This is a genomic window from Streptomyces sp. NPDC030798 (assembly GCF_055572275.1).
In genome coordinates, this window is record NZ_JBVIDR010000014.1 from 99,746 (window position 1) to 122,061 (window position 22,316).

Consider the following 22,316-nt stretch of genomic DNA (forward strand, 5'->3'; position numbering starts at 1 on the left):
ACGACCCCTCACCAGCGCAGCAGGACGAGTTCGGAACAGAACCCGGGGCCCATCGCCAGGACCAGCCCCCAGGTGCCGGGCTCGGGCCGGTGCGACTCCCAGATGCTCTGCAGGATGTGCAGAACCGAGGCGGAGGACATGTTCCCGACCGTGGCCAGCGACTGCCGGGCGGCGTCGAGGGCGCCGGCGGGCAGGCCGAGGGCGTCGCCCACGGCGGACAGCACCCTGGGACCACCCGGATGGCACACCCAGGTGCCGATGTCGTCGGTGGTCAGCCCGTACTCGGCCAGGAAGGCCCGCAGATGGCGGCCGAAGTGGTCGCGCACGACCCCCGGGACGCCCGCGTCGATGACGACGCGGAACCCGCTCGCGCCGATGTCCCAGCCCAGCAGCCGCTCGGTGTCCGGATACAGGCGGCTGCGGGTGGCGATCACCGTGGGCCCGGCCGCCCGCGGCCCCGCGCGGCCGCTGCCCCGGGCGACGAGCGCCGCCGCGCCGTCCCCGAACAGGGCGCCGGCGACGAGGTTCGCCCGCGAGTCGTCGCGCCGCTGCAGCGTCAGCGAGCACAGCTCGACGGTGAGCAGCACGGCGGTGTCGTCGGGATGCCCGCACAGGTAGTCGTGCACCCGGGCGAGCCCGGCCGCGCCCGCCACGCAGCCCAGGCCGAACACCGGCAACCGCTTGACGTCGGGCCGCAGCCCCAGCCGCCCGGCCAGCCGGGCGTCGAGGGACGGCGCGGCGATGCCGGTGATGGAGGTGCACACCAGCAGATCGACGTCGGCCGGGACCAGCCCCGCCGCCCGCAGCGCACCGGTGAGCGCCTCCGCGCCCAGCTCCAGCCCGGCGGCCATCCACGCGTCGTTGCTCCGCCCGAAGTCGCCCAGACCGGCGTACCGCTCGATCGGCAGGGCCAGATGGCGCGACCGCACACCGGCCGACGCGTGCAGGCGGCGCAGCACGGCGCGGTCGGCCCCCGGCGCCAGGCACAGATCGCCGATCGCCTCCGTCAGCTCCTCCTGGGCGTAGCGGTGCGCGGGCAGCGCCGTGCGGACCGCGGCGATCGTGGTCGCCACGGCGGGCCGCACGGGCTCGCACGGCGCGGCGGCCGGGGCGGGAGCGGCATCGATGATCACAGGGACACGCATGTCGGTAATGCCTTCCTCATCCCCGACATCCGATTAACGTCCCCTTGTGTCCCTCCACCCGCCCGACACCCTCCGGCCGGCGGCACACCGCCTCCCGGCGCTGCTGCGCGCCTGCCACCCGGAGCCGGCGCTCGCCGTGACGGTGTTCGTGACCGCGCTGGCCGCGGCGGCGGGCCGCGGCGCGGTCGGCTGCGCCACGGTGGCCGCCGCCGTGCTCGCCGGCCAGCTCTCGGTGGGCTGGTGCAACGACGCCGTCGACGCCCGGCGCGACACGGTGAGCGGGCGCCGCGACAAACCCGTGGCCACCGGAGAACTCCCGCCCCGGACCGTGGCCGTCGCGGCCGGGACCGCCCTCGCGCTGTCCGTGCCGCTGTCCCTGCTGAGCGGCCCCGCCGCGGGGTTCACGCACCTCGCGGGCGTGGTGGCCGGAGGCTGGACGTACAACCTGGCGCTCAAGCGCACCGTGCTCTCGCCGCTGCCCTACGCCCTGGGCTTCGGCTCGCTGCCGGCCTTCGTCACCCTCGGTCTGCCCGCACCGGTCCGGCCCGCCTGGTGGGCGGTGACGGCCGGGGCGCTCCTCGGGGTGGGGGCGCACCTGGTCAACGTATTGCCGGACATCGAGGACGACCTCGCGGCCGGCGTGCGCGGACTGCCGCAACGGCTCGGCCGCGGAACCTGCCGGTGGCTGGCACCGCTCGTGATGCTGGCGGCCGTCGCGGTGCTCGTCACGGGCCCGCCCGGCGCGGTGGGGCTCGCTGCCTGGGCGCCGGTGGGGGCGGCCGGGGCCGTGGCGGTCGCGGGTACGGCCCTGCCCCTGGACCCGCGCAGCCGGTGGCCGTTCCGGGCGGCCATCGTCGTGGCGGGCATCGCGGTGACCCAACTGCTGCTGCGGGGCTCGGACATGGTGTGACCCGGGCTGGGGGCCACGGCCGCCCCGCCGCGGTCTACCGCCCCGCCGTCCGTCGCGGTTGTCGGTCTGTCGTACGAGGCTTCATACCAGAGCGGGACGCTGCCCGGGTGACTTTGTCAACTGCCCACCGCACATGATGCACAGGCGACTACTGTGAGTGTCCGCCGGGCGACGCAGGGCCTCGAACAGGCCTTCTCGGCCGGCGAGCGAGGGCGCATGCCCGCAGCGCGCACGCGCGACGAACCAGTCCCGAGGACCAGTACGAGGACGCAGATGTCTCACCTCCGTGCACCGGCCGCCCGCGCCGACCGCCGGGAGGGCGGCCGGCACGGGCGACCGGTCGCCCGACCCGCTCCCGCACTGCCCGAGACGCACATACGGCCCCAGCTCATGCGGCTCGCCGTGCTGCCGCCCGTCGCCGTCGCCCTCAGCGCCAGCGCGGCCCTGCTGTTCAGCATCCGCACCGCCGGCGCCCGCACCGGTCCCACCCTGTGGGCGGTGCTCGGCGGAGCGGTCGCGGTGACCACCGCGGGCATCCTGATCGCGGCCGTCGCCGCGGACCGGGCCGCCCGTTCGGTCGGTGACCGCGTCGACGCCCTGCGCCGCAGCGCCGCCCGGGGCGAGGCAGAGCTGCGCGCCCTCGTCGAGGCGCTGCGCCAGGGCGAGGCCCCGCCGCAGCGCGGGCAGCGCCGCCGGCCGCCCGTGGACGCCGACGACTTCGAACTGCTCGCCGCCGACCTGGCCCGCGCGCACGACGGCGCCGTCACCGCCGTCGTGCAGGCAGCCCAGCTCTCCAGCCAGGCGGGCAGCGAACAGAAGCTCGAGGTCTTCGTCAACCTCGCGCGGCGGCTTCAGTCCCTGGTGCACCGGGAGATCTCGATCCTCGACGACCTGGAGAACGAGATCGAGGACCCCGACCTGCTGAAGGGCCTCTTCCACGTCGACCATCTGGCCACCCGGATCCGGCGGCACGCCGAGAACCTCGCCGTGCTCGGCGGCGCCGTCTCCCGTCGGCAGTGGAGCAATCCGGTGTCCATGACCGAGGTGCTGCGCTCGGCGATCGCCGAGGTCGAGCAGTACTCCCGGGTGAAACTGGTGCCGCCGGTCGACGGGGAGCTGCGCGGCCACGCCGTCGCCGACGTCATCCATCTGCTCGCCGAACTGGTCGAGAACGCCACGGTGTTCTCCGCCCCGCACACCCAGGTGCTGCTGCGCGCCAACCTCGTCACCTCCGGGCTCGCGGTGGAGGTCGAGGACCGTGGACTGGGCATGCCGGTCGGCGAACAGACCAGGATGAACGCCCTCCTCGCCGACCCCGACCAGGTCAATGTCGCGAGCCTCCTGGCCGACGGCCGCATCGGCCTCTACGTCGTCTCCCAACTCGCCCGCCGGCACGGCATCACCGTGCGCCTGCAGACCAATATCTACGGCGGCGTGCAGGCCGTACTCGTAGTGCCCCAGGCCCTGCTGGGCCCCGCACCGGGCGTCCCCGGGGCAGCCGTACCGCAGCCCCGGGACGCGGCGGGGGGCGGCGGAACCCCGAACCCGACCGGCCGAACCGGCGCCGCACCCACCGCCGCCCACTCCCCACAGCCCGCCCCGTCCAGCCGCCACCGACATGCACAGGGAGCGCCGGACGGGCGCGCGTCGGACCTGCCGGACGCAAGTGCGTCGGGCGAGTCGGCCCGAGAGCCGTCGGGCGTGCCAGGCAGTGGTACGTCGAGCCTGCCGGGCGGGGACGCATCCGGTGTGCGGAGCCGGGAGGCATCGGGCGTGCCGGGCACCGGCCTGTCGGGTCCGGGCGCAGGCACGGCCGGTGTGCGGCACGGGAACGTGTCGGGCGTGTCCGCCGGCGGTGCGTCTGGCCTGCCGGGCCGGGACGCGTCCGGTGTGCCGGGCGGAGACACCCCGGGAGCGGTGGGCGGGGACGCATCGGATGTGCCGAGCCGGGACGCGGCGGGCCTGTTGCGCAGGGTCGCGTCGGGCCTGGCAAGCGGAAACGCGTCGGGTGCGTCGAGCGGAGACGCGGCGGGGCGGTCCGGTGGGGATGTCCCGCCGCGAGGGGGCGCGGCCGGTGGAGGGGCTCCGCCGCCGTTGCCCGTGCGGGGAGCGCATGGGCAACGGCCCAATCCCGCCGATGCCGTGCCCGGTGTCAGCCCCGAGCACCGGCGCGTCGTCGAGGCCCACGCCGGCACCGCGCCCGTGCCCCGTGCCGCCGGGGCCGTGCGCGGCACCATGGGCAAGCCCCAACTGCCCCGCCGCCGTGCCCAGGAGCACATCGTCCCGCAACTGCGCGGCGGCCCCGCACCCCGCCAGGACGGCGACACCGTCGTCGGCCACGACCCCGGCCTCATGGCCGCCTTCCAGCGCGGGATCGGTCTCGCCGAGGCCCAGCAGAGCCTGGAACAGGCCGCACCCGACCCCACGTACGCGAGCCGGCCGGCCCCGCACCCCGGGGACGCGGCCCCCCTGCTTCCCGCGCCCCTGCCGCACCAGCACCTCCACGCGCCCGTGCCCGAGGGCACCGGCCGGTCCGACGGGAGCAGACCGGCCGGATGACCGTACCGGGCCACGCGCCCACCCTCACGCCCTGTCCGACCCCCACCCCCGACCGAACCCCCAGCGCTCCTCCAGACCTTCGTACCCCAAGGAGTCGATCCACCATGGCGAGCGATGCGCCGACCGCCCACGCCTCCGACCTCGACTGGCTGCTGAGCGGCCTCGTGCAGCGCGTACCGCACACCACCAGCGCGGTGCTCCTGTCCTGCGACGGACTGGTGAAGTCCGTGCACGGCCTCGACGCCGACAGTGCCGACCACATGGCGGCCCTGGCCTCCGGCCTGTACTCCCTCGGCCGCAGCGCGGGCATCCGGTTCGGCGAGGGCGGCGAAGTCCGCCAGGTCGTCGTCGAACTCGACTCGACGCTGCTCTTCGTCACCACCGCCGGCTCCGGCACCTGCCTCGCCGTGCTCGCCGGCCGCGAGGCCGACGCCGCCGTGCTCGGCTACGAGATGGCGATGCTGGTCAAGAGCGTCCGCCCCTACCTGGTGACCGCGCCCCGGCAGCACGCCGTCGAACCCACGGCGATGAGGCCTTGAGCGTGACCGCAGCCGGCGACGGGCCCTGGCTCGACGACGCGGCCGGGCGGCTGGTGCGTCCCTTCACGGTCAGCAACGGCCGCACCAAGCCGAGCATCGCCCTCGACCTGATGTCGCAGGTGATGGCCACCGGTGTCACCCCGCTCGGCTACCTCGGCCCCGAGCACGCCCAGGCACTCGACCTGTGCCGGGCGCCGGTCTCGGTGGCCGAGGTCGCCGCGCACCTCAAACTGCCCGCGGTGGTGACCAAGGTGTTGCTCTCGGACCTCGTCGACTGCGGGGTGCTGACCACCAAGCCCCCCGCCTTCCACCACAACCCCACTGACCGGTCTCTGCTGGAGGCAGTGCTCGATGGACTACGACGACAGCTCTGACCCGTTCCCCACCGCGCTGAAGATCCTGGTGGCGGGCGGATTCGGGGTCGGCAAGACGACCTTCGTGGGAGCGGTCAGCGAGATCGCCCCGCTCAGCACCGAGGAACTGCTCACCACGGTCAGCGCGGCCACGGACAGTCTCGACGGCATCGAGAACAAGGTCGAGACGACGGTCGCCATGGACTTCGGCCGGATCACCCTCGATCCGCAGCACGTCCTGTACCTGTTCGGCACGCCGGGACAGGAGCGGTTCTGGTTCATGTGGGACGAGCTGTCGGAAGGCGCGCTCGGCGCGGTCATCCTCGCCGACACCCGCCGCCTCGAGGAGTGCTTCGCGGCGGTGGACTTCTTCGAGGAGCGCGGCCTCGCCTTCATCGTCGCCATCAACGAGTTCGACGGCGGTTACCGCTACGACCCCGAGGAGGTGCGCATCGCGCTCGACCTCGACCCGGGCATCCCGGTCGTCTGCTGCGACGCCCGGATCTCCAGCTCCGGCGTGCAGACCCTGCTCACCCTCGTCCGCCACCTCATCGCCCACGCCCCGGCGCCCGCGCCGAGCCACGGCGCCCACATGTGATCCCGCCCTACCTGCCACGGAGCCCGTATATGAGGTACGCCCACAGCGACGGAGCCCGGCCATGAGCTACGAGCCGCCACGTCCCGTCCGGGGTCTGCTGCTCACCCCCGAGGACAAGGAGGCCCCCGCCCGCATCCAGAGGCTGCGCCGGCTCGGCCTCGGCGAGCGGCCCGAGCCCGGCCTCGACGCCTTCGCGGACCACCTCGCCCAGCTCACCGGCGCCCTGTACGCCATGGTCAACTTCATCGGCCAGGACCACCAGTTCTTCGCCGGCCTGCGCGCCCCGGCGGTCGCGCCGGTGGTGCGGGACGACGGCAGCAGGCGCGAGGTCGGCCGGGTCCTCCCGCGCGACCACGGCTTCTGCCCCCATGTGGTGGTCCGCCGCAAGGCACTGGCCCTGGAGGACGTCCGCGACTACCCGAGGTTCGCCGGCAACCCGGTCGTCGACGACTACGGCATCCGCTCCTATCTGGGCGCCCCGCTCATCGACAGCTCAGGGATGGTGCTGGGCACCGTGTGCGTGGCCGACGTGGCGCCGCGGTCCTGGGGGAAGTCCGGCCTGGAGACCATGAAGGCACTCGCCGCCGACCTCGCCGTACGCATCGAACGGAGCGCGGACGACGGTCTGCCCCTCTGACACGGGCCGGCCCGGGCGGGCACGGGGCGTGAAGGAAAGCTGAGGCGGCGGTTAAGAAAAGCTCGATGGACCACCGGGCGCGCGTACGGCAGATTGCAGGGTGATTCCACCACTCTGACCCGGTGCGGGCTGCTTGCGTGTGCCCGCGGCCGGGACCTCACCCACAGGAGTCGTAGCGTTGAAGGCGCTGGTCAAGGAGAAGGCGGAGCCCGGGCTCTGGCTCGCGGACGTCCCGGAGCCCGTCATCGGTCCCGGTGACGTGCTGATCAAGGTCATGCGGACCGGTATCTGCGGCACCGACCTGCACATCCGGGCCTGGGACGGCTGGGCGCAGCAGGCCATCCGCACTCCGCTCGTGCTCGGGCACGAGTTCGTCGGACAGGTCGTCGAAACCGGCCGCGACGTCAGCGACATCCGGGTCGGCGACCGGGTCAGCGGCGAGGGCCACCTGGTGTGCGGGAAGTGCCGCAACTGCCTGGCCGGCCGCCGCCATCTGTGCCGGGCCACCGTCGGGCTCGGGGTCGGCCGGGACGGCGCCTTCGCCGAGTACGTCGCGCTGCCCGCCTCCAACGTCTGGGTGCACCGCGTCCCCGTCGACCTCGACGTCGCCGCGATCTTCGATCCGTTCGGCAACGCCGTGCACACCGCGCTGTCCTTCCCGCTGGTCGGCGAGGACGTGCTGATCACCGGCGCCGGCCCGATCGGCCTGATGGCCGCCGCCGTGGCCCGGCACGCGGGCGCCCGCAACGTCGTCATCACCGACGTCAGCGAGGAGCGCCTGGACCTCGCCCGCAAGATCGGCGTGACCCTCGCGCTGAACGTCGCCGAGACCACGATCGGCGACGGACAGCGGCGACTGGGGCTGCGCGAGGGCTTCGACATCGGTCTGGAGATGTCCGGGCGCCCCGAGGCCATGCAGGACATGATCGCCAACATGACGCACGGCGGCCGGATCGCCATGCTGGGCCTGCCCGCCCAGGAGTTCCCGGTCGACTGGGCCCGCGTCGTCACCTCGATGATCACCATCAAGGGCATCTACGGCCGCGAGATGTTCGAGACCTGGTACGCGATGTCGGTGCTGCTGGAGGGCGGCCTGGACCTCGCCCCCGTGATCACCGGCCGCTACGGCTTCCGCGACTTCGAGGCGGCCTTCGCCGACGCGGCGAGCGGCACCGGCGGCAAGATCATCCTCGACTGGACCGTGTGACCCCCTCCTCCGCCAGCACCTTCAGGAGCCCCCTCATGTTCGACTCCGTCCGCGACGACCTGCGCGCCACCCTCGACGAGATCCGCGCCGCCGGGCTGCACAAGCCCGAGCGGGTCATCGGCACCCCGCAGTCCGCGACCGTCGAGGTCACCGCCGGCGGCCGCCCCGGCGAGGTCCTCAACTTCTGCGCCAACAACTACCTCGGCCTCGCCGACCACCCCGAGGTGATCGCCGCCGCCCACCGGGCCCTGGACCGCTGGGGCTACGGCATGGCCTCCGTCCGCTTCATCTGCGGCACCCAGGAGGTGCACAAGGAGCTGGAGGCCCGCCTGTCCGCCTTCCTCGGGCAGGAGGACACGATCCTGTACTCCTCCTGCTTCGACGCCAACGGCGGTGTCTTCGAGACGCTGCTCGACGCCGAGGACGCGGTGATCTCCGACGCCCTCAACCACGCCTCCATCATCGACGGCATCCGTCTGTCCAAGGCCCGCCGCTTCCGCTACGCCAACCGCGACATGGCGGACCTGGAGCGGCAGCTGAAGGAGGCGGACGAGGGCGGCGCGCGCCGGAAGCTGATCGTCACCGACGGCGTCTTCTCGATGGACGGCTATGTGGCACCCCTGCGCGAGATCTGCGACCTCGCCGACCGCTACGACGCGATGGTCATGGTCGACGACTCGCACGCCGTCGGATTCGTCGGCCCCTCCGGCCGCGGCACCCCCGAGCTGCACGGCGTGATGGACCGCGTCGACATCGTCACCGGCACCCTCGGCAAGGCGCTCGGCGGCGCCTCCGGCGGCTACGTCGCCGCCCGCGCCGAGATCGTCGCCCTGCTGCGCCAGCGCTCCCGCCCGTACCTGTTCTCCAACACCCTCGCCCCGGTGATCGCCGCCGCCTCCCTGAAGGTCCTCGACCTGCTGGAGTCGGCCGACGACCTGCGCGTCCGCCTCGCCGAGAACACCGCGCTGTTCCGCCGCCGGATGACCGAGGAGGGCTTCGACATCCTCCCCGGCGACCACGCCATCGCCCCGGTCATGATCGGGGACGCGGCGAAGGCCGGCCGGATGGCCGAACTCCTGCTGCAGCGGGGCGTGTACGTCATCGGCTTCTCCTACCCGGTCGTCCCGCAGAACCAGGCCCGCATCCGGGTCCAGCTCTCCGCCGCGCACTCCACCGAGGACGTCGACCGCGCCGTGGCCGCGTTCGTCGCCGCCCGCGCGGAACTTCAGGCCTGACCAGCGCGGACAGCTTGCGATAATTGACCCCATGATCGAGGCACGGCGGCTCCACATCCTCCGTGCGGTGGCCGACCACCGCACGGTGACGGCGGCAGCCGCCGCGCTCTATCTCACCCCCTCCGCCGTCTCCCAGCAGCTGACGGCCCTGGAGCAGGAGACCGGCCACCGCCTGGTCGAACGCGGTGCCAAGGGCGTGCGGCTCACCCCGGCCGGCGAGATCCTGCTCAGCCACACCAACGCGGTCCTCGCCCAGCTCGAGCGGGCCGAGGCGGAGCTGGCCGCCTACGGCTCGGGGGAGGCCGGCACGGTCACCGTGGCCGCCTTCGCGACCGGCATCGCCCAGGTCGTGGCCCCGGCCGTGGCGCGGCTCGCCGACTGCGCGCCCGGCATCCGCATCCGCGTGCAGGACGCCGAGGGCGACGCCAGCCTGCCGATGGTGCTGGACCGGCAGGTGGACGTGGCGGTGGCCGTCGAGTACCGGGGGGCGCCGCCCGCGGACGACCCCCGGCTCACCCACGTCCCGCTCTACGCCGAGCCCTTCGACGCGGTCGTCCCGGTCGGCCACCGCCTCGCCGACGCCTCCGAGGTGCCGCTGGCGGAGCTGGCCAAGGACCCGTGGATCAGTCCGTACCCGGGCAACCCCTGCCACGACGTGGTCGTGCTGGCCTGCGAGAGCGCCGGGTTCCAGCCCCGCCTCGAACACTCCTCCGACGACTTCCGGGCGGTGGTCGCGCTGGCCTCGGCCGACGCCGGCGTGGCTCTCGTGCCGCGTTCGGCCCTGCGCGGCATGGACCTCACGGGCGTGGTCGTCCGGCCCGTCGACGGCGTGGCCCCGACCCGCCGGGTCTTCGCGGCCGTGCGACGCGGAGCCGAGGGACATCCGCTGATCCGCCCGGTGCTGGAGGCCCTGGCCTGGGCGGGGCGGGCGTGAGGCTTCCGTAACCTGCCCGTCTCATCTCAGGGATAGCGTCCCGGATATGAGAAACGAGGAATCCGACCCCGTCGACGCCCGCATCGGCGCCCGGCTCGCCGAACTGCGGGCCCAGCACGGCTGGTCCCTGGGCGAACTGGCCGAGCGCAGCGGGGTCAGCCGGTCCACCCTGTCCCGCGCCGAGCGCGCCGAGACCAGCGCCACCGCGGCCGTGCTCAACCGGCTGTGCCACGTCTACGGGCGCACCATGTCCCAGCTCCTCAGCGAGGTCGAGGCCGAGCCGGCCGCGCTGGTCCGGGCGGCCGAGCAGCAGGTGTGGCAGGACCGCGCCTCCGGCTTCGTACGGCGCTCCGTCTCCCCGCCGCACGCGGGCCTGCGCGGCGAACTGGTCGAGGGCAGGCTCACCCCGGGCGCCGACCTCGCCTACGACCGCCCGCCCGTGCCCGGCCTGGAACAGCACCTGTGGGTCCTGGCGGGCGCGCTGGAGGTGACGATCGGGCAGACGGCCCACCACCTCGACGCCGGGGACTGTCTGCGGATGCGCGTCTTCGGGCCGACCGGGTTCCGCTGCCCCGGGCCCGACGAGGCGCGCTATGCGCTGGCGGTGGTGCGGCCGTGAGGGTGCTGCGCTGGGACGCCGGCCATGTACGCGCGGGCAGCGACGAGTTGGGAAGCCTGCTGGCCGACACCGTGGCCGGAGGCGCCTCGGTCGGCTTCCTCGCGCCGCTCGGGCGGGCCGAGGCCGCCGCCTGGTGGCGGCAGCGGGCCGAGGGGGTGGCGGCCGGCCGGGTGGCGGTGTGGGTGGCCGTGGACGGCACGGACCGGGTGACCGGCACCGTCGGCCTGGACCTGCCCGACAAGCCCAACAGTTCGCACCGCGCCGAACTCGTGAAGCTGATGGTGCACCGCTCCGCCCGCGGCCAGGGCCTCGGCCGCCGGCTCCTCGGCACCGCCGAGGAGGCCGCCGCCTCCGCCGGCATCACGCTCCTCCACCTCGACACCGAGACCGGCAGCCCCGCCGAGCACCTCTACCGCTCGGCAGGCTGGACCCGCGCGGGCACCATCCCCGACTACGCGGCGAACCCGTCCGGCGCCCTGCGCCCCACGACCCTCTACTACAAGCGGGTGGGCCTTCTCCCGGGGTGACTGTCAGTGGCACGGGCTACGGTGCGTGGCATGCCGAACGCAGACGACGTACGCCGTATCGCCCTGTCCCTGCCGGACACCACGGAGAAGATCGCCTGGAGCATGCCGACGTTCCGGGTGGCCGGGAAGATGTTCGCCACGCTCCCGGAGGACGAGACGTCCATCGCCGTGCGCTGTCCGAAGGAGGAGCGCGCGGAACTGGTGCTGGCCGAGCCCGGCAAGTTCTGGGTCGCCGACCACGAGGCCCAGTTCGCCTGGGTGAGAGCGAGACTCTCCGCGCTGGAGGACGAGGTGGAGCTGCGCGACATCCTCACCGACTCCTGGCGCCAGGCCGCCCCGCCCCGCCTCGTCGAGGCCCACCCGGATCTGGGCGCGCCGGGCGGGCACTGACCGCCCCGGCGACTGCGGTCACGCGCGTGCGGACGGTCCCACGCCCGTGAACGCCGCGATCCGCTCCCGCAGGGCTCCCGCGTCCAGGCCGTGGGCGGACACGTGCTCCTCGATCGTGCCGTAGCGGCGCAGCTCGCGGCGGGGGACCCCGAGGGCGAGGACGCGGTGCGGGACGTCGGTCAGGGCTTCGGCGACGGCGCGCGTCGAGGTGCCCTCCAGGTACGGCTCGACGAGCACCACGTCGGTGCCCGACGCCCCGGTGGCCCGGCGGAGTGCGGCCGTGTCGAAGGGCCGTACCGTCGTGGCGTACAGCACGGTCAGGTCCAGCCCCTCCGTGGCGGCGAGCACCGCGTCCAGCATCGGACCGACCGCGACGACCACACCGGAGCGCCCCTCGCGCACGGTCAGGAAGTGCTCCCCGTCGACGGTCCGGCCCTGCCCGTTGGCCTGCACGGAGAGCCGGACGTACACCTTGTCGTCCCCGGCGGCCACCGCGTGCCGCAGCAGCGTCTCGGCCTCGTCGGGATGCCCGGGCACATGCACGGTCCAGCCGTCCAGGGTGTCGAGCAGCGCCACGTCGGCGGGCGCCATGTGGGTGTAGCCACCGGCCGGCCAGTCGAAGGAGGCCGCCGCACTGACCAGCACCGCCCCCGTGTCCTGGTGCCCGAGGTCCAGCTTGACCTGCTCGAAGGGCCGTTCCACGAGGAAGCTGGCGAAGGTGTGCACGACGGGCCGCAGCCCGGTCAGCGCGAGCCCCGCGGCCGCCCCGACCAGCAACTGCTCGCGGATGCCGACGTTGATCACGCGGTCCGGGTGGCGCCGTTCCGCCTCGGTGAAGCCGGCCCGGCCGATCTCGGCGAGGACGACCGCGATCCGCGGATCCTCGTCCAGCAGCCGGGAGACGACGGGAGCGAACCGGTCACGCATGGTGTCCATGAAAGGTGCCCTTCCAAAGAGCGTGTGGGTGGGGGAGAGTCAGGCGTTCTTCGGCTCGACGCGGGCGACCACGACATGGGGGCGGCCCGGATGCGGAGCGGTGAACGCGGCGTACAGGGCCTCGTGGTCGCGTCCGTCGACGGTCACCGCCGACCATCCGGCGGCCCCGAACCGGGCGGCGATGCCACCGGGTCGGGCGTGACTGGCCGAGGAGTTGTCGATCACGACGGTGTGCAGCCGCTCCAGCCCGGCGGGACCGGCGAAGGCGATCGCCTCGTGGTTGCTGCCCTCGTCCAGTTCGGCGTCCCCGGTCAGCACCCACACGGCCGGCTCGTGCAGCCCCTGTGCCCGCAGCCCGAGTGCGGTGCCCACGGCGATCGGCAGCCCGTGCCCGAGCGAGCCGCTGCCGATCTCGGCCCCCGGCACCAGGACCCGGTCGGGGTGGTGTCCGAGCGGAGAGTCGTACGAGCCGAACTCCGGCAGCCACTCGACCGGCAGGAAGCCCTTCGCCGCGAGCACCGCGTAGTACGCCATGGGCCCGTGCCCCTTGCTCAGCAGGAACCGGTCCCGCGCGGGGTCCCGCATCCGTTCCGGCGTCACCCGCAGCACCTGGTCGTAGAGCACCCAGAGCACGTCGAGCGTGGAGGTGGCCGCCGGGCCGTGCTTCTCGTCGCCGGTCATCATCCCCATCAGCCCGGGGAGGTCGGCGTAGCCGTAGGCGGAGGTGGTGTCGTTCGCAGTGATCGTCATACCGACGAGCTTGCAACCTCAACCAAGCTTGAGGTCAACAGGGAAAAGGCGTGCGCGATCACCGACCCGAGTGCGGTATGGTTTCCCTGCGCGTTTCGACCGGGGAAACCCCAGGTCAAACGGCACCGGGACGTGGCGCAGCTTGGTAGCGCACTTGACTGGGGGTCAAGGGGTCGCAGGTTCAAATCCTGTCGTCCCGACCAGCTTTTCTGCCGGTCGGAGGCCGTCTTCTCACGGACGAGGAGACGGCCTTTGTCGTGGCCCGTGCAGGGGTTCGTGCGGTGGGGGTGTCCCCGCCGAGCTGTCCCGTTCGGTGTCCGGACGCGGAAGCATCGGCTGGTGGTCGCCGGTCGCGATCCTCGCCACCATGCCGGCGAGTTGGCCGCAGGCGTCCGCGATCTCCCGCTGCGTCTCGTTGCGCTCGCTGACGACCGCCGAGAGCAGCAGCGCGGTCAGCGAGGCGGAGCCGTTGAACGCCTGCAGGGTGATCATGCTGGTGAGCAGGTTGTGACCGGTGAAGGGACCTGTCCCGCGGGCGGCGGCGATGATCGCGCAGACCGACACGGCCAGCGCGCAGGGCGCCGCGCCGCCGAGCTGGAAGCGGAAGGCCGCCCACATCAGCAGCGGGAAGCCGAGGAAGATCAGCGGTGCGTTGCCGAGCTCCGCGAAACCGACGGCGGCCGTGGCGGCCAGGAGCAGCAGCCCCTCGGCCCAGCGGGACGACAGAGCCTGGCGCGGCACGCGTCCCGAGCGCAGCAGGACGAGCAGGACCGGCGTGACCAGCAGGACGCCCATCGCGTCGCCGGTCCACCAGACCGACCAGGTCGGCCAGAAGTCGTCGATGCCCAGGCCCCCGGCGAAGACCAGGGCGCTGGTGCCCGTGGTCGCGCTGACGAGCATGCCGGTGAAGGCGCCGAGGAGGATCAGGGCGAGCACGTCCCGGAGCCGGTCCAGCTCCCGGCGGAAGCCGGCCCGGCGGAGCAGGGCGTAGGAGCACAGGGGGGCGAGGGTGTTCCCGGCCATGATCGCGAGGACGGCCGCGACCGACGGCCCCAGCGAGAAATTGATCAGGAACGCGCCCAGTGCGACGCCCGGCCAGACCCGCGGGCCGCGCAGCAGCAGGCTCGCCACCGCGATCCCGCTCGGCGGCCACAGCGGGGTGACCTGGCCGCGCACGAGCTGCTGGAGCAGTCCTGCCCTGCCCGAGCCGTAGTACAGCGCGGCGATGGCACAGATCTCGAGGACGACCACACCGCCACGCCGAAGCCGGTCATACCGCGCGACAGCCATCGGACGACCTCCGTGTCGACATCGCGCCGAAGACCATCATCCGCCCGCACCCCCGGATCCACCACGCCACCACCCGCCGCCCCGACCTGCGGGCGTCACCCCGGTGGAGTCCGCAGCGCCAGGATGGCCATGTCGTCGTGGCCGTCGCTGGGATGGGTGTCGGCGAGGGCGTGGACGAAGTCCGGGAGGGAGAGGCCGGCGTAGGTCGCGGCGAGGTGGGCCAGTTGCTCCAGGCTGCGGTCGATGGGCCGGTCGGGGTGTTCGACCAGGCCGTCGGTGAAGAAGACCACCGTGGCGTCCGGAGGCAGCGGGCGGGAGTGGTTGGGGCGGGGTGGGGCGGTGTCGACGCCGAGCGGCAGCCCGGGCTCGGCCAGCAGGTACGCCACCCGGCGCTCGCGGGTGATCAGCAGGGGCGGGACATGGCCGGCGCTGCTCCAGTGCAGCCGCCAGCCGGGACCGTCCGGTTCGATGCGGGCCAGGGTGGCGGTCGTGACCGGATGGTCGGTGACGCTCTCCAGCGTCCGGTCGAGCTGCGTGAGGACCGCGCCCGGCGGACTGCTCTGGTCGAAGAGCAGGGCGCGCAGCATGTTGCGGGTGGCGGCCATGGCGGCGGCCGCCCGCAGATCGTGGCCGACGACATCGCCGATGACGACGGCCACGACACCGTCGGGCAGCGGAATGGCGTCGTACCAGTCCCCGCCGAGCTGACTCGGCTCGGCGGCGGGCCGGTAGATGGCGGCCGCGGTGAACGGGCTCAGGTCGGGCAGCGTGGGCAGCAGCAGCCGCTGGAACTGCTCGGCCCCGACCCGGATCCGCTCGAACAGCCGCACGTTCTCGATCGCGATACCGGCGGCGCTGGCCAGCGCGACGACCACGTTCTCGTCGTGCGCGTCGAACGGCCGGCCGTCGAGCCGCTCCGAGAGGTACAGATCGCCGTAGATCTCCCCGCGCACGCTGATGGCGACGCCGAGCAGCGTGCGCATCCGCGGATGGCCTGCCGGGAACCCGGCGGAGGCCGGATGGCCCGGGATGTCGTCGACCCGCAGCGGCTCGGGGTAGCGGATCAGGTGGCCGAGGACGCCCAGACCCCGCGGCAGGCCGGTCTCCGACAGGGCCTCGCGCTCCTGCTCGGACAGGCCGGCCGGGATGAACTGCTCCAGGCACTTCCCGGACTCGCCGAGCACGCCCAGCGCGCCGTAGCGCGCGCCGACCAGGTCCATCGCGGTGGTCACGATGCGCTGCAGCACCGCAGGCAGCTCGACCTCGCGGCTGATGGCCACCACCGCGTCCAGCAGGCCCTGCAGCCGGTCCATGGAGGACAGCAGACCGGCCACCTGCTCGTCGATCCGGCCCAGCTCGGACCGCAGGCGCGCCTGGAGGTCGGGAAGGGGCGGCTGCCTCGGCTGCCTGCCCTCCTTCTCGCTCATCACGCGCCCCGGACGACCCGGTTTCGGGTCGGATCCGCCCGTCGGTCGCGGCGGACACGCGCGGAGAGCCTCTCGGGGGTGCGGTGCATGTGCGGCCTCCTGACACGACCCCGATCGGTTCGAGACCCGGCGCGGCCCGGCGGGCCGGTCACAGAACGGCCCGGCCGCCACGCCGCACGGCGCCACCGGACCACTCTGCGGTAGCCCCGGACGGCATCCCTGTCGTTGCGTCGCCTCCGATTCTTGCACCGGCGGCCGGTTCCGCCGACTCAGACGCCGCTGACGTCCCGCCGGGACACCGCGAGGTGGCCGACCAGGCCCAGGATGGCCGCCGTCCAGGACAGCGTCACCGGGCCGAGGCCCAGACCGAGACCGCCCCGGTGCGGCGCGACCGCCATCCAGTCGGCGATCGAGGCGCCGAGCGGGCGGGTGATGACGTACGCCGCCCAGAACGCGGTCACCGCGCCGAGCGTGCCCGACCGGTGCGCGAGCGCCGGCACGCAGATCGCGACGGCGAACAGGACGACCGAGCCGAGATACCCCAGGCCGATGCTCGCCGTGAGGTCGCCCGCGGCGGTGCCGAGCGCGAAGGTGGCGAGGACGGCCGCCCAGTAGAAGACCTCGCGGCGGCGGGTGCGGATGCCGTGGATCGACAGGGTCCGCTCACTGGCGTACCAGAGGGCGAAGACGGCGGCCAGGGCGATCAGGAAGACGGGCGTCGAGAGGGTGTAGGGCACGCCGAGCCCCACGTGCAGGACGTCGGCCGCCATCGTGCCGAACACGCTGACCATGACGACCGCCGTCCAGTAGACCCAGGCCACGTACCGGCGGACGGCGAACTGGAGCACGAGCGAGGCCGCGAGGGCCAGACCGCCGAGGCCGACCGCGGGGACGGGGCCGAGCAGGTGCGCCAGGAAGTCGGAGGCGGTCTCGCCCATCCCGGTGGTGAGGACCTTGACGATCCAGAAGTAGACGGTGACCTCGGGCACCTTGTTCGCGCTCTCGCGCAGCCGGACGCGCGCGTGGCCGAGGGGCCGTCGGCCGAGGACGTGCTCTGTGCTCATGGCCCGCACCCTCGCATGATCAACTGCCCTGGTCCCAGACCCCTTTGCCATTGTTTTGGGGCTTCTGGTGCAGCTGTTGCCCGGGGCCCGTGCGAGCCTGACCGCAACCTGAACGCGGGGCGAGAAGCCCTGGTCACCGCTCCGACCGGCCTGATAGACAGGCCGGTCGGAGCGGCGCCGGGGTCAGGCCACGACCCCCACGTGCGCGAGGGCCTGCTTCAGCAGCGCCCCGTGGCCGCCCGGCATCTCGCTCTGCACGGCCGCCGAAGCCGCCTCCTGCGGGCTGAACCACACCAGGTCCAGCGCGTCCTGCCGGGGCCGGCAATCGCCGGTCACCGGGACGACGTAGGCGAGGGACACCGCGTGCTGGCGCGGGTCGTGGTACGGCGTGATGCCGGCCGTCGGGAAGTACTCCGCGACCGTGAACGGCTGCAGCGAGGCAGGCACCCGGGGCAGCGCGACCGGGCCGAGGTCCTTCTCCAGGTGGCGCAGCAGGGCGTCGCGGACCCGCTCGTGGTGCAGCACGCGGCCGGAGACCAGCGTCCGGCTGACCGTGCCGTCCGGGCCGATGCGCAGCAGCAGCCCGATGCTCGTGACTTCGCCGCTGTCGTCCACGCGCACGGGCACGGCCTCGACGTACAGGATCGGCATCCGGGCCCTGGCCATTTCCAGCTCGTCCGTGGTCAGCCAGCCGGGCGTGGTTTCGGTCATGTCAGACATTGCTTGATCATACTTTCCGGGTGGGGCGCCCGCTCCGGTCACGGGCCGTTTCGGATACGGGCAGTCCGTACAGTCGGCGGGCGTTGTCACGGCCCGTCCAGGCCGCGATGCGCAGGGCGTCGGGCAGGCTCAGCTCGTCGGCGTCCACCCGGTCCTGCAGCAGACCGGCGAGGCCCCGCCGGAAGCACAGCGCGCCCAGGTGGTGGAACTCGGCCACACCATAGGCGTCGGAGCTGTACAGCAGTTTGCGGAACGGCGTGATCTCCAGTGCCTCCTCCAGCACCGCCCGGCACCGGGCCGGTCCGGTGTGGTGCAGGGCGAGGCCGACGTCCAGGTACACCTGCTCGAACACCGCGGCCAGGTACGCGGCCTGGCGGTGGTAGGGCCAGCAGTGCAGCAGCAGCACCGGGACCGTCCCGGCCGTACGGCGCAGCCAGTCGGTCAGCAGCGCGGGGTCGGCGTGGTGCAGCCGCAGGTCGGCGTCACCGAAGCCGGTGTGCAACTGCAGCGGCAGTCCCAGATCGACGGCCGTCCACAGCAGGTGCCGGACCAGCACCGGGTCGGCCAGCCGGCCGCCCCGCGCGAGCCAGCGCCGGGCCGCCTCGGTGACCTCGGCGTCCGCCGGGCGCGCCGGGTCCAGGGCGAAACCGGTGCGGTAGGCGGCCACCGACTTCACCGCCACGACGCCCGGCCGTCGCACCGCCTCCTCGGCGGCCGTCCGGAACACGGCCGCGTACTCGCCGGCCTCGACACCCCGCGCGGCCACCTCCTCCGCGATCCGCTCCAGCCGTACGACCTCGTGGGCGACGGCGCCCGAGGCCTCGGCGAGGGCCGCCGGGGAGGTGATGGGATGCGGGGCGTAACCGGTGTCCACCAGGAAGGTCTCGGCACCGGCGGCCCTGAGGAAACGCCGGTTGACCTCCCGCCAGCCCAGCGCCGAGCGGCGGGCGGCATAGTCCTCGGGGGCCGCGTGCCGGGGCAGGTCCAGCAGGGGCGCGCAGTGCCGGCGTACGGCCACGCCGGCCGGGCTGTCGAAGGGCGACACGCCGGGCCAGGCCTCGCCCTCGGTGATCAGGGACGCGAGAGTGGCGGGGGAGAGGTCGGCCGTCACCGCGCCGTGGCAGTGGTGGTCCACCAGCGGGAGCGCGTCGAGGGCCTCGTGGACCGGACCGGGGGCCGGCATGGTCAGTACGTCCAGCGGTAGGCCGCGGCCACCTGCGCGTCGTCCAGCCCGTCGGCGACGGCTGCCTCCCCGAGCCGTACGGCGATCACGGCGTCCGCCAGGACCGGGCCCAGCGCGTCCCGCAGCACCCCGTCGGCCCGGAACTCCTCGACCGCCCGCGGCAGCGACTCGGGCAGCCGCCGCACCCCGAGCGCGGCGGCCTCGTCCGGGCCGTAGCGGGCCGGGTCCCCGGTGATCTCCTGCGGCAGCGACAGGGACGCGGCCAGCCCGTCGAGCCCGGCGGCGATGACACAGCCGAGCGCGAGGTAGGGGTTCGCGGCCAGGTCCACCGGCTTGATCTCCATGTTGGCCTCCTGCTCCCGCCGGCCCGCCGTGCCGGTGACGATCCGCAGCGCGGCCTCGCGGGTCTCCCGGCCCCAGGCGGTGAACACCCCTGCCCACTGGGAGGGTTTGAGCCGCAGATAGCTGGCGGGGCTCGGCGCGGTCACCGCCGTCAGCGCGGGCAGGTGGGCGAGTACCCCGGCCGCGAACGCCTCCGCGCCGGCCGTCATGCCGTACCTGCCCTCGCCGCCGGCATGCAGGTTCACCCCGCCGCGCCAGCAGGACAGATGCAGATGGCCGCCGTTGCCCACGCCCTCGGCGAGCACGGCCGGAGCGAACGACACCCGCAGGCCGTGGCGCCCGGCCACCGCCCGGATCGTCTGCCGCACCAGCACGCTGCGGTCGGCCGCCGCCACCGGGTCCAGCGCGCCCACCGAGATCTCGAACTGCCCGGCCGCGTACTCGGGATGGATCTGGTCCACCTCCACGCCCTGGGCGGCGAACGCCGCGAGCAGGTCGGCGGTGTAGTCGCTCAGCTCGACCTGCCGGACCGCGCCGTAGGCCGGGCCGGAGACCGCCGGGACGAACTCCCCGGCGGGCGCCGAGCCGAGCCCGACCGCCCACTCGACCTCCACGGCCGCCTTGAAGGCGAGGCCGTGCCGCTCGGCGGCGTCCCCGACGATCCGGCGCAGGAAGGTACGGGAGCAGCCGGGGTGCCGCGCCCCCTCCTGAGTGATCCGGTCAACCGGCGCCCAGGCCCAGCCCGGCTGCCCGGCCAGCACCGTGAGCCGGTCGAGGTCGGGGTAGAGCCGGAGGTCGCCGTCGGGGGAGCCGAGGACGTCGGTGGTGACGATCGAGTCATGGGCGAGGAAGGTGTCGAAGACCGGTGACATCCCCACGCCCCACCGCACGGCCGATTCCAGCCGCCCCGTCGGGACCGCCTTGACCCGGCCGATGCCGGCCGTGTCCACGTACGCCAGGACGATCCCGTGCACACCCTGTGCCGTCAGGTCGGCGGTGATCCGGTCGACCCGCCGCAGATCCCCGGGACGGCCGCCCGGCACGGGGTCGGCAAGCGTGGTCATACGTCCTCCTCACAAGGCTCCGCCGCCCCGCACGACCGGGGCCGGGGGACGGTCGCGGTCAGGGTTTCACGGCGACCGCCCCGTACTGCGGCACCGCGGCGGCCTCGGACGGGGCGCGCCACTGCGAGCAGGGCACCAGGCCCGGCTCGACCAGGTCCAGGCCGTCCAGGAACGCGGCGATCTCGGCGCCGGACCGGGCGGTGATCGGCGGGGTGGCGTTGGCGTTCCAGAACTCCATCGCGGCCAGGTTGCCCTCGCCGCCCACCTCTGCGTCGGACGTCGGATGGGTCAGCACCAGGTGGCTGCCCGAGGGCACCGCCGCCATGATCCGCCGCACGATCTCCCGGGCCTCGCCGGTGTCCAGCACGAAGTTGAGGATGCCCAGCATCATCACCGCGACCGGCCGGTCCAGGTCCAGGGTGTCGGCGGCACGCCGCACGATGGCCTCCGGGTCGTGCACGTCGGCGTCGATGTAGTCGGTGACGCCCTCCCGGGAACTGGTCAGCAGCGACCGGGCGTGCACGAGCACGATGGGGTCGTTGTCCACGTACACGATCCGCGAATCGGGCGCGATCCGCTGGGCGATCTCGTGCGTGTTGTCCACCGTCGGCAGGCCCGTGCCGACGTCCAGGAACTGGCGTATGCCGCTCTCGGCGGCCAGGTAGCGCACCGCCCGGCCGAGGAAGTCCCGGTCCGCGCGGGCCACCGCCCGGATCACCGGGAACATTCCGGCCACGTGCTCGCCGACCCGCTGGTCGACCTCGTAGTTGTCCTTGCCGCCGATCCAGTAGTTCCAGACCCGCGCGTTGTGCGCCACCGAGGTGTTCAGCCGTGCCGATCCGGCCGTCGGGGAATGACCCTCGCTCACGTCGCCGCCCTTCTCATGTGCGGTTGCCCGCCGTCATTGTGCCGCTCCTTGATCGCGCTGTCCCGGGAAACCGCGCAGCGTGACGGGCCGGGCACCCACCGGCGCGCTGCGCCGGATGAGGGACACTGGAGGCGGTACCCCGCCCCCGACCGGAAGAAGCCCATGCCCGCCACGCCCGCGTCCCTGCTGGAGGTCCCCACCCCGCCCGCCGGCGCCGCCGGAATCCGGCTCGTCGTCACCGACATGGACGGCACGCTGCTGGACGACGCCAAGCGCATCCCCGGCGGCCTGTGGCCGATGCTCGCCGAACTGCGCCGCCGCGGCGTGCTGTTCAGCCCCGCCAGCGGCCGTCAGTACGCCACGCTGGCCCGGCAGTTCGCGGACGTCGCCGAGGGCATGGTGTTCATCGCGGAGAACGGGACGTACGTGGCCCGCGACGGCGTGGAGCTGCACTCCGACCCGATGGCGGGCTCCGCCGCGGCCGACGTCGCCCGGACGGTACGGCGGCTCGTGGCGGACGGCGTCGACGTGGGCGCCGTCGTCTGCGGCAAGCGGGCGGCGTACGTGGAGCGGACCGACGAGGCGTTCCTGGCCCAGGTGCGGCCCTACTACGTCGAGCACCGCATCGTGGAGGACGTCACCGCCGTCGACGACGAGGTCCTCAAGGTGGCGCTGTACGACTTCGGTTCCGCCGAGCACACCACCGCCCCGGCCCTCGGCGCCTTCGCCGGCACCCACCAGGTCGTCGTCTCCGGCGAGCACTGGGTCGACGTCATGAACGGCACCGCCAACAAGGGCGCCGCCCTGCGCGGCCTGCAGCGCCGGCTGGGCATCACCCCGGCCCAGACCATGGTCTTCGGCGACTACCTCAACGACCTGGAGATGCTGGACGCCGCCGACTGGTCCTTCGCCATGGCCAACGCCCACCCCGAGGTCCGCCGGCGGGCCCGCCACCTCGCGCCGTCCAACAACGACAACGGCGTCCTGCGCACCCTGGCGCACATGCTCGGGCTGTAGCC

General features: G+C 73.7%; 23 protein-coding genes and 1 tRNA gene. 14 read left to right on the forward strand and 10 right to left on the reverse strand.

Annotated features, from left to right (window positions below; genetic code table 11):
• Positions 1-8: 8 nt before the first annotated feature.
• On the reverse strand, positions 9-1,145 hold the full coding sequence (locus ACZ404_RS28810; RefSeq protein ID WP_468444826.1) for a type III polyketide synthase: 1,137 nt from the start codon (positions 1,143-1,145) through the stop codon (positions 9-11).
• Between the two features lie 46 nt (positions 1,146-1,191).
• Here ACZ404_RS28810 and ACZ404_RS28815 point away from each other — a divergent pair, with 46 nt between their 5' ends.
• The 12 genes from ACZ404_RS28815 (at position 1,192) to ACZ404_RS28870 (ending at position 11,653) form a co-directional block, all read left to right on the forward strand.
• A complete protein-coding gene (locus ACZ404_RS28815) occupies positions 1,192-2,055 on the forward strand; it encodes a UbiA family prenyltransferase (protein ID WP_468444828.1) in 864 nt (287 codons plus the stop codon).
• Between the two features lie 273 nt (positions 2,056-2,328).
• Entirely contained in the window at positions 2,329-4,614 is a 2,286-nt protein-coding gene (locus tag ACZ404_RS28820; protein ID WP_468444830.1) for a sensor histidine kinase, read from the forward strand.
• 104 nt (positions 4,615-4,718) lie between these two features.
• Complete coding sequence (locus tag ACZ404_RS28825) at positions 4,719-5,153, forward strand: roadblock/LC7 domain-containing protein (RefSeq protein WP_468444832.1); 435 nt, start codon at positions 4,719-4,721, stop codon at positions 5,151-5,153.
• 2 nt (positions 5,154-5,155) lie between these two features.
• Positions 5,156-5,527, forward strand: a complete 372-nt coding sequence (locus tag ACZ404_RS28830; RefSeq protein WP_468444833.1) for a DUF742 domain-containing protein — start codon at positions 5,156-5,158, stop codon at positions 5,525-5,527.
• Positions 5,505-6,104: a GTP-binding protein gene (locus ACZ404_RS28835; RefSeq protein ID WP_468444835.1), complete on the forward strand. Its 600-nt coding sequence runs from the start codon at positions 5,505-5,507 to the stop codon at positions 6,102-6,104. The genes ACZ404_RS28830 and ACZ404_RS28835 overlap by 23 nt, the downstream gene beginning before the upstream one ends.
• Positions 6,105-6,165: 61 nt before the next feature.
• Positions 6,166-6,741, forward strand: a complete 576-nt coding sequence (locus tag ACZ404_RS28840; RefSeq protein WP_468444837.1) for a GAF domain-containing protein — start codon at positions 6,166-6,168, stop codon at positions 6,739-6,741.
• A 178-nt stretch (positions 6,742-6,919) separates the two neighbouring features.
• On the forward strand, positions 6,920-7,948 hold the full coding sequence (gene tdh, locus ACZ404_RS28845) for an L-threonine 3-dehydrogenase (protein WP_468444839.1): 1,029 nt from the start codon (positions 6,920-6,922) through the stop codon (positions 7,946-7,948).
• Positions 7,949-7,983: 35 nt separating this feature from the next.
• Positions 7,984-9,183 (forward strand): glycine C-acetyltransferase, encoded by a 1,200-nt coding sequence (locus ACZ404_RS28850; RefSeq protein WP_468444841.1) that lies wholly within the window; start codon positions 7,984-7,986, stop codon positions 9,181-9,183.
• Between the two features lie 31 nt (positions 9,184-9,214).
• Positions 9,215-10,117: a LysR family transcriptional regulator gene (locus ACZ404_RS28855; RefSeq protein WP_468444842.1), complete on the forward strand. Its 903-nt coding sequence runs from the start codon at positions 9,215-9,217 to the stop codon at positions 10,115-10,117.
• A 46-nt stretch (positions 10,118-10,163) separates the two neighbouring features.
• Complete coding sequence (locus tag ACZ404_RS28860; protein ID WP_468444844.1) at positions 10,164-10,736, forward strand: helix-turn-helix domain-containing protein; 573 nt, start codon at positions 10,164-10,166, stop codon at positions 10,734-10,736.
• Positions 10,733-11,263, forward strand: a complete 531-nt coding sequence (locus ACZ404_RS28865) for a GNAT family N-acetyltransferase (protein WP_468444846.1) — start codon at positions 10,733-10,735, stop codon at positions 11,261-11,263. Before ACZ404_RS28860 ends, ACZ404_RS28865 begins: the two co-directional genes overlap by 4 nt.
• A gap of 30 nt (positions 11,264-11,293) precedes the next feature.
• Positions 11,294-11,653 (forward strand): MmcQ/YjbR family DNA-binding protein, encoded by a 360-nt coding sequence (locus ACZ404_RS28870; protein WP_468444848.1) that lies wholly within the window; start codon positions 11,294-11,296, stop codon positions 11,651-11,653.
• A gap of 18 nt (positions 11,654-11,671) precedes the next feature.
• Here ACZ404_RS28870 and ACZ404_RS28875 read toward each other — a convergent pair whose 3' ends face one another.
• Both ACZ404_RS28875 and ACZ404_RS28880 read right to left on the reverse strand, forming a co-directional pair.
• A complete protein-coding gene (locus ACZ404_RS28875; protein WP_468444850.1) occupies positions 11,672-12,589 on the reverse strand; it encodes a transketolase family protein in 918 nt (305 codons plus the stop codon).
• Positions 12,590-12,628: 39 nt separating this feature from the next.
• Positions 12,629-13,339 (reverse strand): transketolase, encoded by a 711-nt coding sequence (locus ACZ404_RS28880; RefSeq protein ID WP_468444852.1) that lies wholly within the window; start codon positions 13,337-13,339, stop codon positions 12,629-12,631.
• 126 nt (positions 13,340-13,465) lie between these two features.
• Here ACZ404_RS28880 and ACZ404_RS28885 point away from each other — a divergent pair.
• Positions 13,466-13,542: transfer RNA gene (locus tag ACZ404_RS28885), tRNA-Pro, on the forward strand.
• 28 nt (positions 13,543-13,570) lie between these two features.
• Here ACZ404_RS28885 and ACZ404_RS28890 read toward each other — a convergent pair.
• From ACZ404_RS28890 to ACZ404_RS28920, 7 genes are all read right to left on the reverse strand, one after another.
• Positions 13,571-14,629, reverse strand: coding sequence for an MASE1 domain-containing protein (locus ACZ404_RS28890; RefSeq protein ID WP_468444854.1), 1,059 nt, complete (start codon positions 14,627-14,629; stop codon positions 13,571-13,573).
• A 95-nt stretch (positions 14,630-14,724) separates the two neighbouring features.
• Complete coding sequence (locus tag ACZ404_RS28895; RefSeq protein WP_468444856.1) at positions 14,725-16,056, reverse strand: PP2C family protein-serine/threonine phosphatase; 1,332 nt, start codon at positions 16,054-16,056, stop codon at positions 14,725-14,727.
• Between the two features lie 269 nt (positions 16,057-16,325).
• Positions 16,326-17,120 carry a COG4705 family protein gene (locus tag ACZ404_RS28900; protein ID WP_468444857.1) on the reverse strand — a complete coding sequence of 265 codons (795 nt, stop codon included), beginning with the start codon at positions 17,118-17,120 and terminating at the stop codon, positions 16,326-16,328.
• 183 nt (positions 17,121-17,303) lie between these two features.
• Complete coding sequence (locus ACZ404_RS28905) at positions 17,304-17,831, reverse strand: NUDIX hydrolase family protein (protein WP_468445068.1); 528 nt, start codon at positions 17,829-17,831, stop codon at positions 17,304-17,306.
• 16 nt (positions 17,832-17,847) lie between these two features.
• The gene (locus ACZ404_RS28910; RefSeq protein ID WP_468444859.1) at positions 17,848-19,023 is read right to left on the reverse strand and encodes an amidohydrolase family protein; all 1,176 of its coding nucleotides are present in this window, start codon (positions 19,021-19,023) and stop codon (positions 17,848-17,850) included.
• Positions 19,024-19,025: 2 nt separating this feature from the next.
• Positions 19,026-20,429 carry a type I glutamate--ammonia ligase gene (locus tag ACZ404_RS28915; RefSeq protein WP_468444861.1) on the reverse strand — a complete coding sequence of 468 codons (1,404 nt, stop codon included), beginning with the start codon at positions 20,427-20,429 and terminating at the stop codon, positions 19,026-19,028.
• 58 nt (positions 20,430-20,487) lie between these two features.
• Positions 20,488-21,297 carry an SAM-dependent methyltransferase gene (locus ACZ404_RS28920; protein WP_468444863.1) on the reverse strand — a complete coding sequence of 270 codons (810 nt, stop codon included), beginning with the start codon at positions 21,295-21,297 and terminating at the stop codon, positions 20,488-20,490.
• A gap of 162 nt (positions 21,298-21,459) precedes the next feature.
• Here ACZ404_RS28920 and ACZ404_RS28925 point away from each other — a divergent pair, with 162 nt between their 5' ends.
• A complete protein-coding gene (locus tag ACZ404_RS28925) occupies positions 21,460-22,314 on the forward strand; it encodes a Cof-type HAD-IIB family hydrolase (RefSeq protein WP_468444865.1) in 855 nt (284 codons plus the stop codon).
• Positions 22,315-22,316: the final 2 nt, after the last annotated feature.

Bases quoted from the DNA above. Each gene is read 5' to 3' on its own strand.
- ACZ404_RS28810 (WP_468444826.1), bottom strand. From the start codon at position 1,145: ATGCGTGTCCCTGTGATCATCGATGCCGCTCCCGCCCCGGCCGCCGCG.
- ACZ404_RS28820 (WP_468444830.1), top strand. From the start codon at position 2,329: ATGTCTCACCTCCGTGCACCGGCCGCCCGCGCCGACCGCCGGGAGGGC.
- ACZ404_RS28825 (WP_468444832.1), top strand. From the start codon at position 4,719: ATGGCGAGCGATGCGCCGACCGCCCACGCCTCCGACCTCGACTGGCTG.
- ACZ404_RS28835 (WP_468444835.1), top strand. From the start codon at position 5,505: ATGGACTACGACGACAGCTCTGACCCGTTCCCCACCGCGCTGAAGATC.
- ACZ404_RS28840 (WP_468444837.1), top strand. From the start codon at position 6,166: ATGAGCTACGAGCCGCCACGTCCCGTCCGGGGTCTGCTGCTCACCCCC.
- ACZ404_RS28850 (WP_468444841.1), top strand. From the start codon at position 7,984: ATGTTCGACTCCGTCCGCGACGACCTGCGCGCCACCCTCGACGAGATC.
- ACZ404_RS28855 (WP_468444842.1), top strand. From the start codon at position 9,215: ATGATCGAGGCACGGCGGCTCCACATCCTCCGTGCGGTGGCCGACCAC.
- ACZ404_RS28860 (WP_468444844.1), top strand. From the start codon at position 10,164: ATGAGAAACGAGGAATCCGACCCCGTCGACGCCCGCATCGGCGCCCGG.
- ACZ404_RS28870 (WP_468444848.1), top strand. From the start codon at position 11,294: ATGCCGAACGCAGACGACGTACGCCGTATCGCCCTGTCCCTGCCGGAC.
- ACZ404_RS28875 (WP_468444850.1), bottom strand. From the start codon at position 12,589: ATGGACACCATGCGTGACCGGTTCGCTCCCGTCGTCTCCCGGCTGCTG.
- ACZ404_RS28880 (WP_468444852.1), bottom strand. From the start codon at position 13,339: ATGACGATCACTGCGAACGACACCACCTCCGCCTACGGCTACGCCGAC.
- ACZ404_RS28890 (WP_468444854.1), bottom strand. From the start codon at position 14,629: ATGGCTGTCGCGCGGTATGACCGGCTTCGGCGTGGCGGTGTGGTCGTC.
- ACZ404_RS28895 (WP_468444856.1), bottom strand. From the start codon at position 16,056: ATGAGCGAGAAGGAGGGCAGGCAGCCGAGGCAGCCGCCCCTTCCCGAC.
- ACZ404_RS28900 (WP_468444857.1), bottom strand. From the start codon at position 17,120: ATGAGCACAGAGCACGTCCTCGGCCGACGGCCCCTCGGCCACGCGCGC.
- ACZ404_RS28905 (WP_468445068.1), bottom strand. From the start codon at position 17,831: ATGACCGAAACCACGCCCGGCTGGCTGACCACGGACGAGCTGGAAATG.
- ACZ404_RS28910 (WP_468444859.1), bottom strand. From the start codon at position 19,023: ATGCCGGCCCCCGGTCCGGTCCACGAGGCCCTCGACGCGCTCCCGCTG.
- ACZ404_RS28915 (WP_468444861.1), bottom strand. From the start codon at position 20,429: ATGACCACGCTTGCCGACCCCGTGCCGGGCGGCCGTCCCGGGGATCTG.
- ACZ404_RS28925 (WP_468444865.1), top strand. From the start codon at position 21,460: ATGCCCGCCACGCCCGCGTCCCTGCTGGAGGTCCCCACCCCGCCCGCC.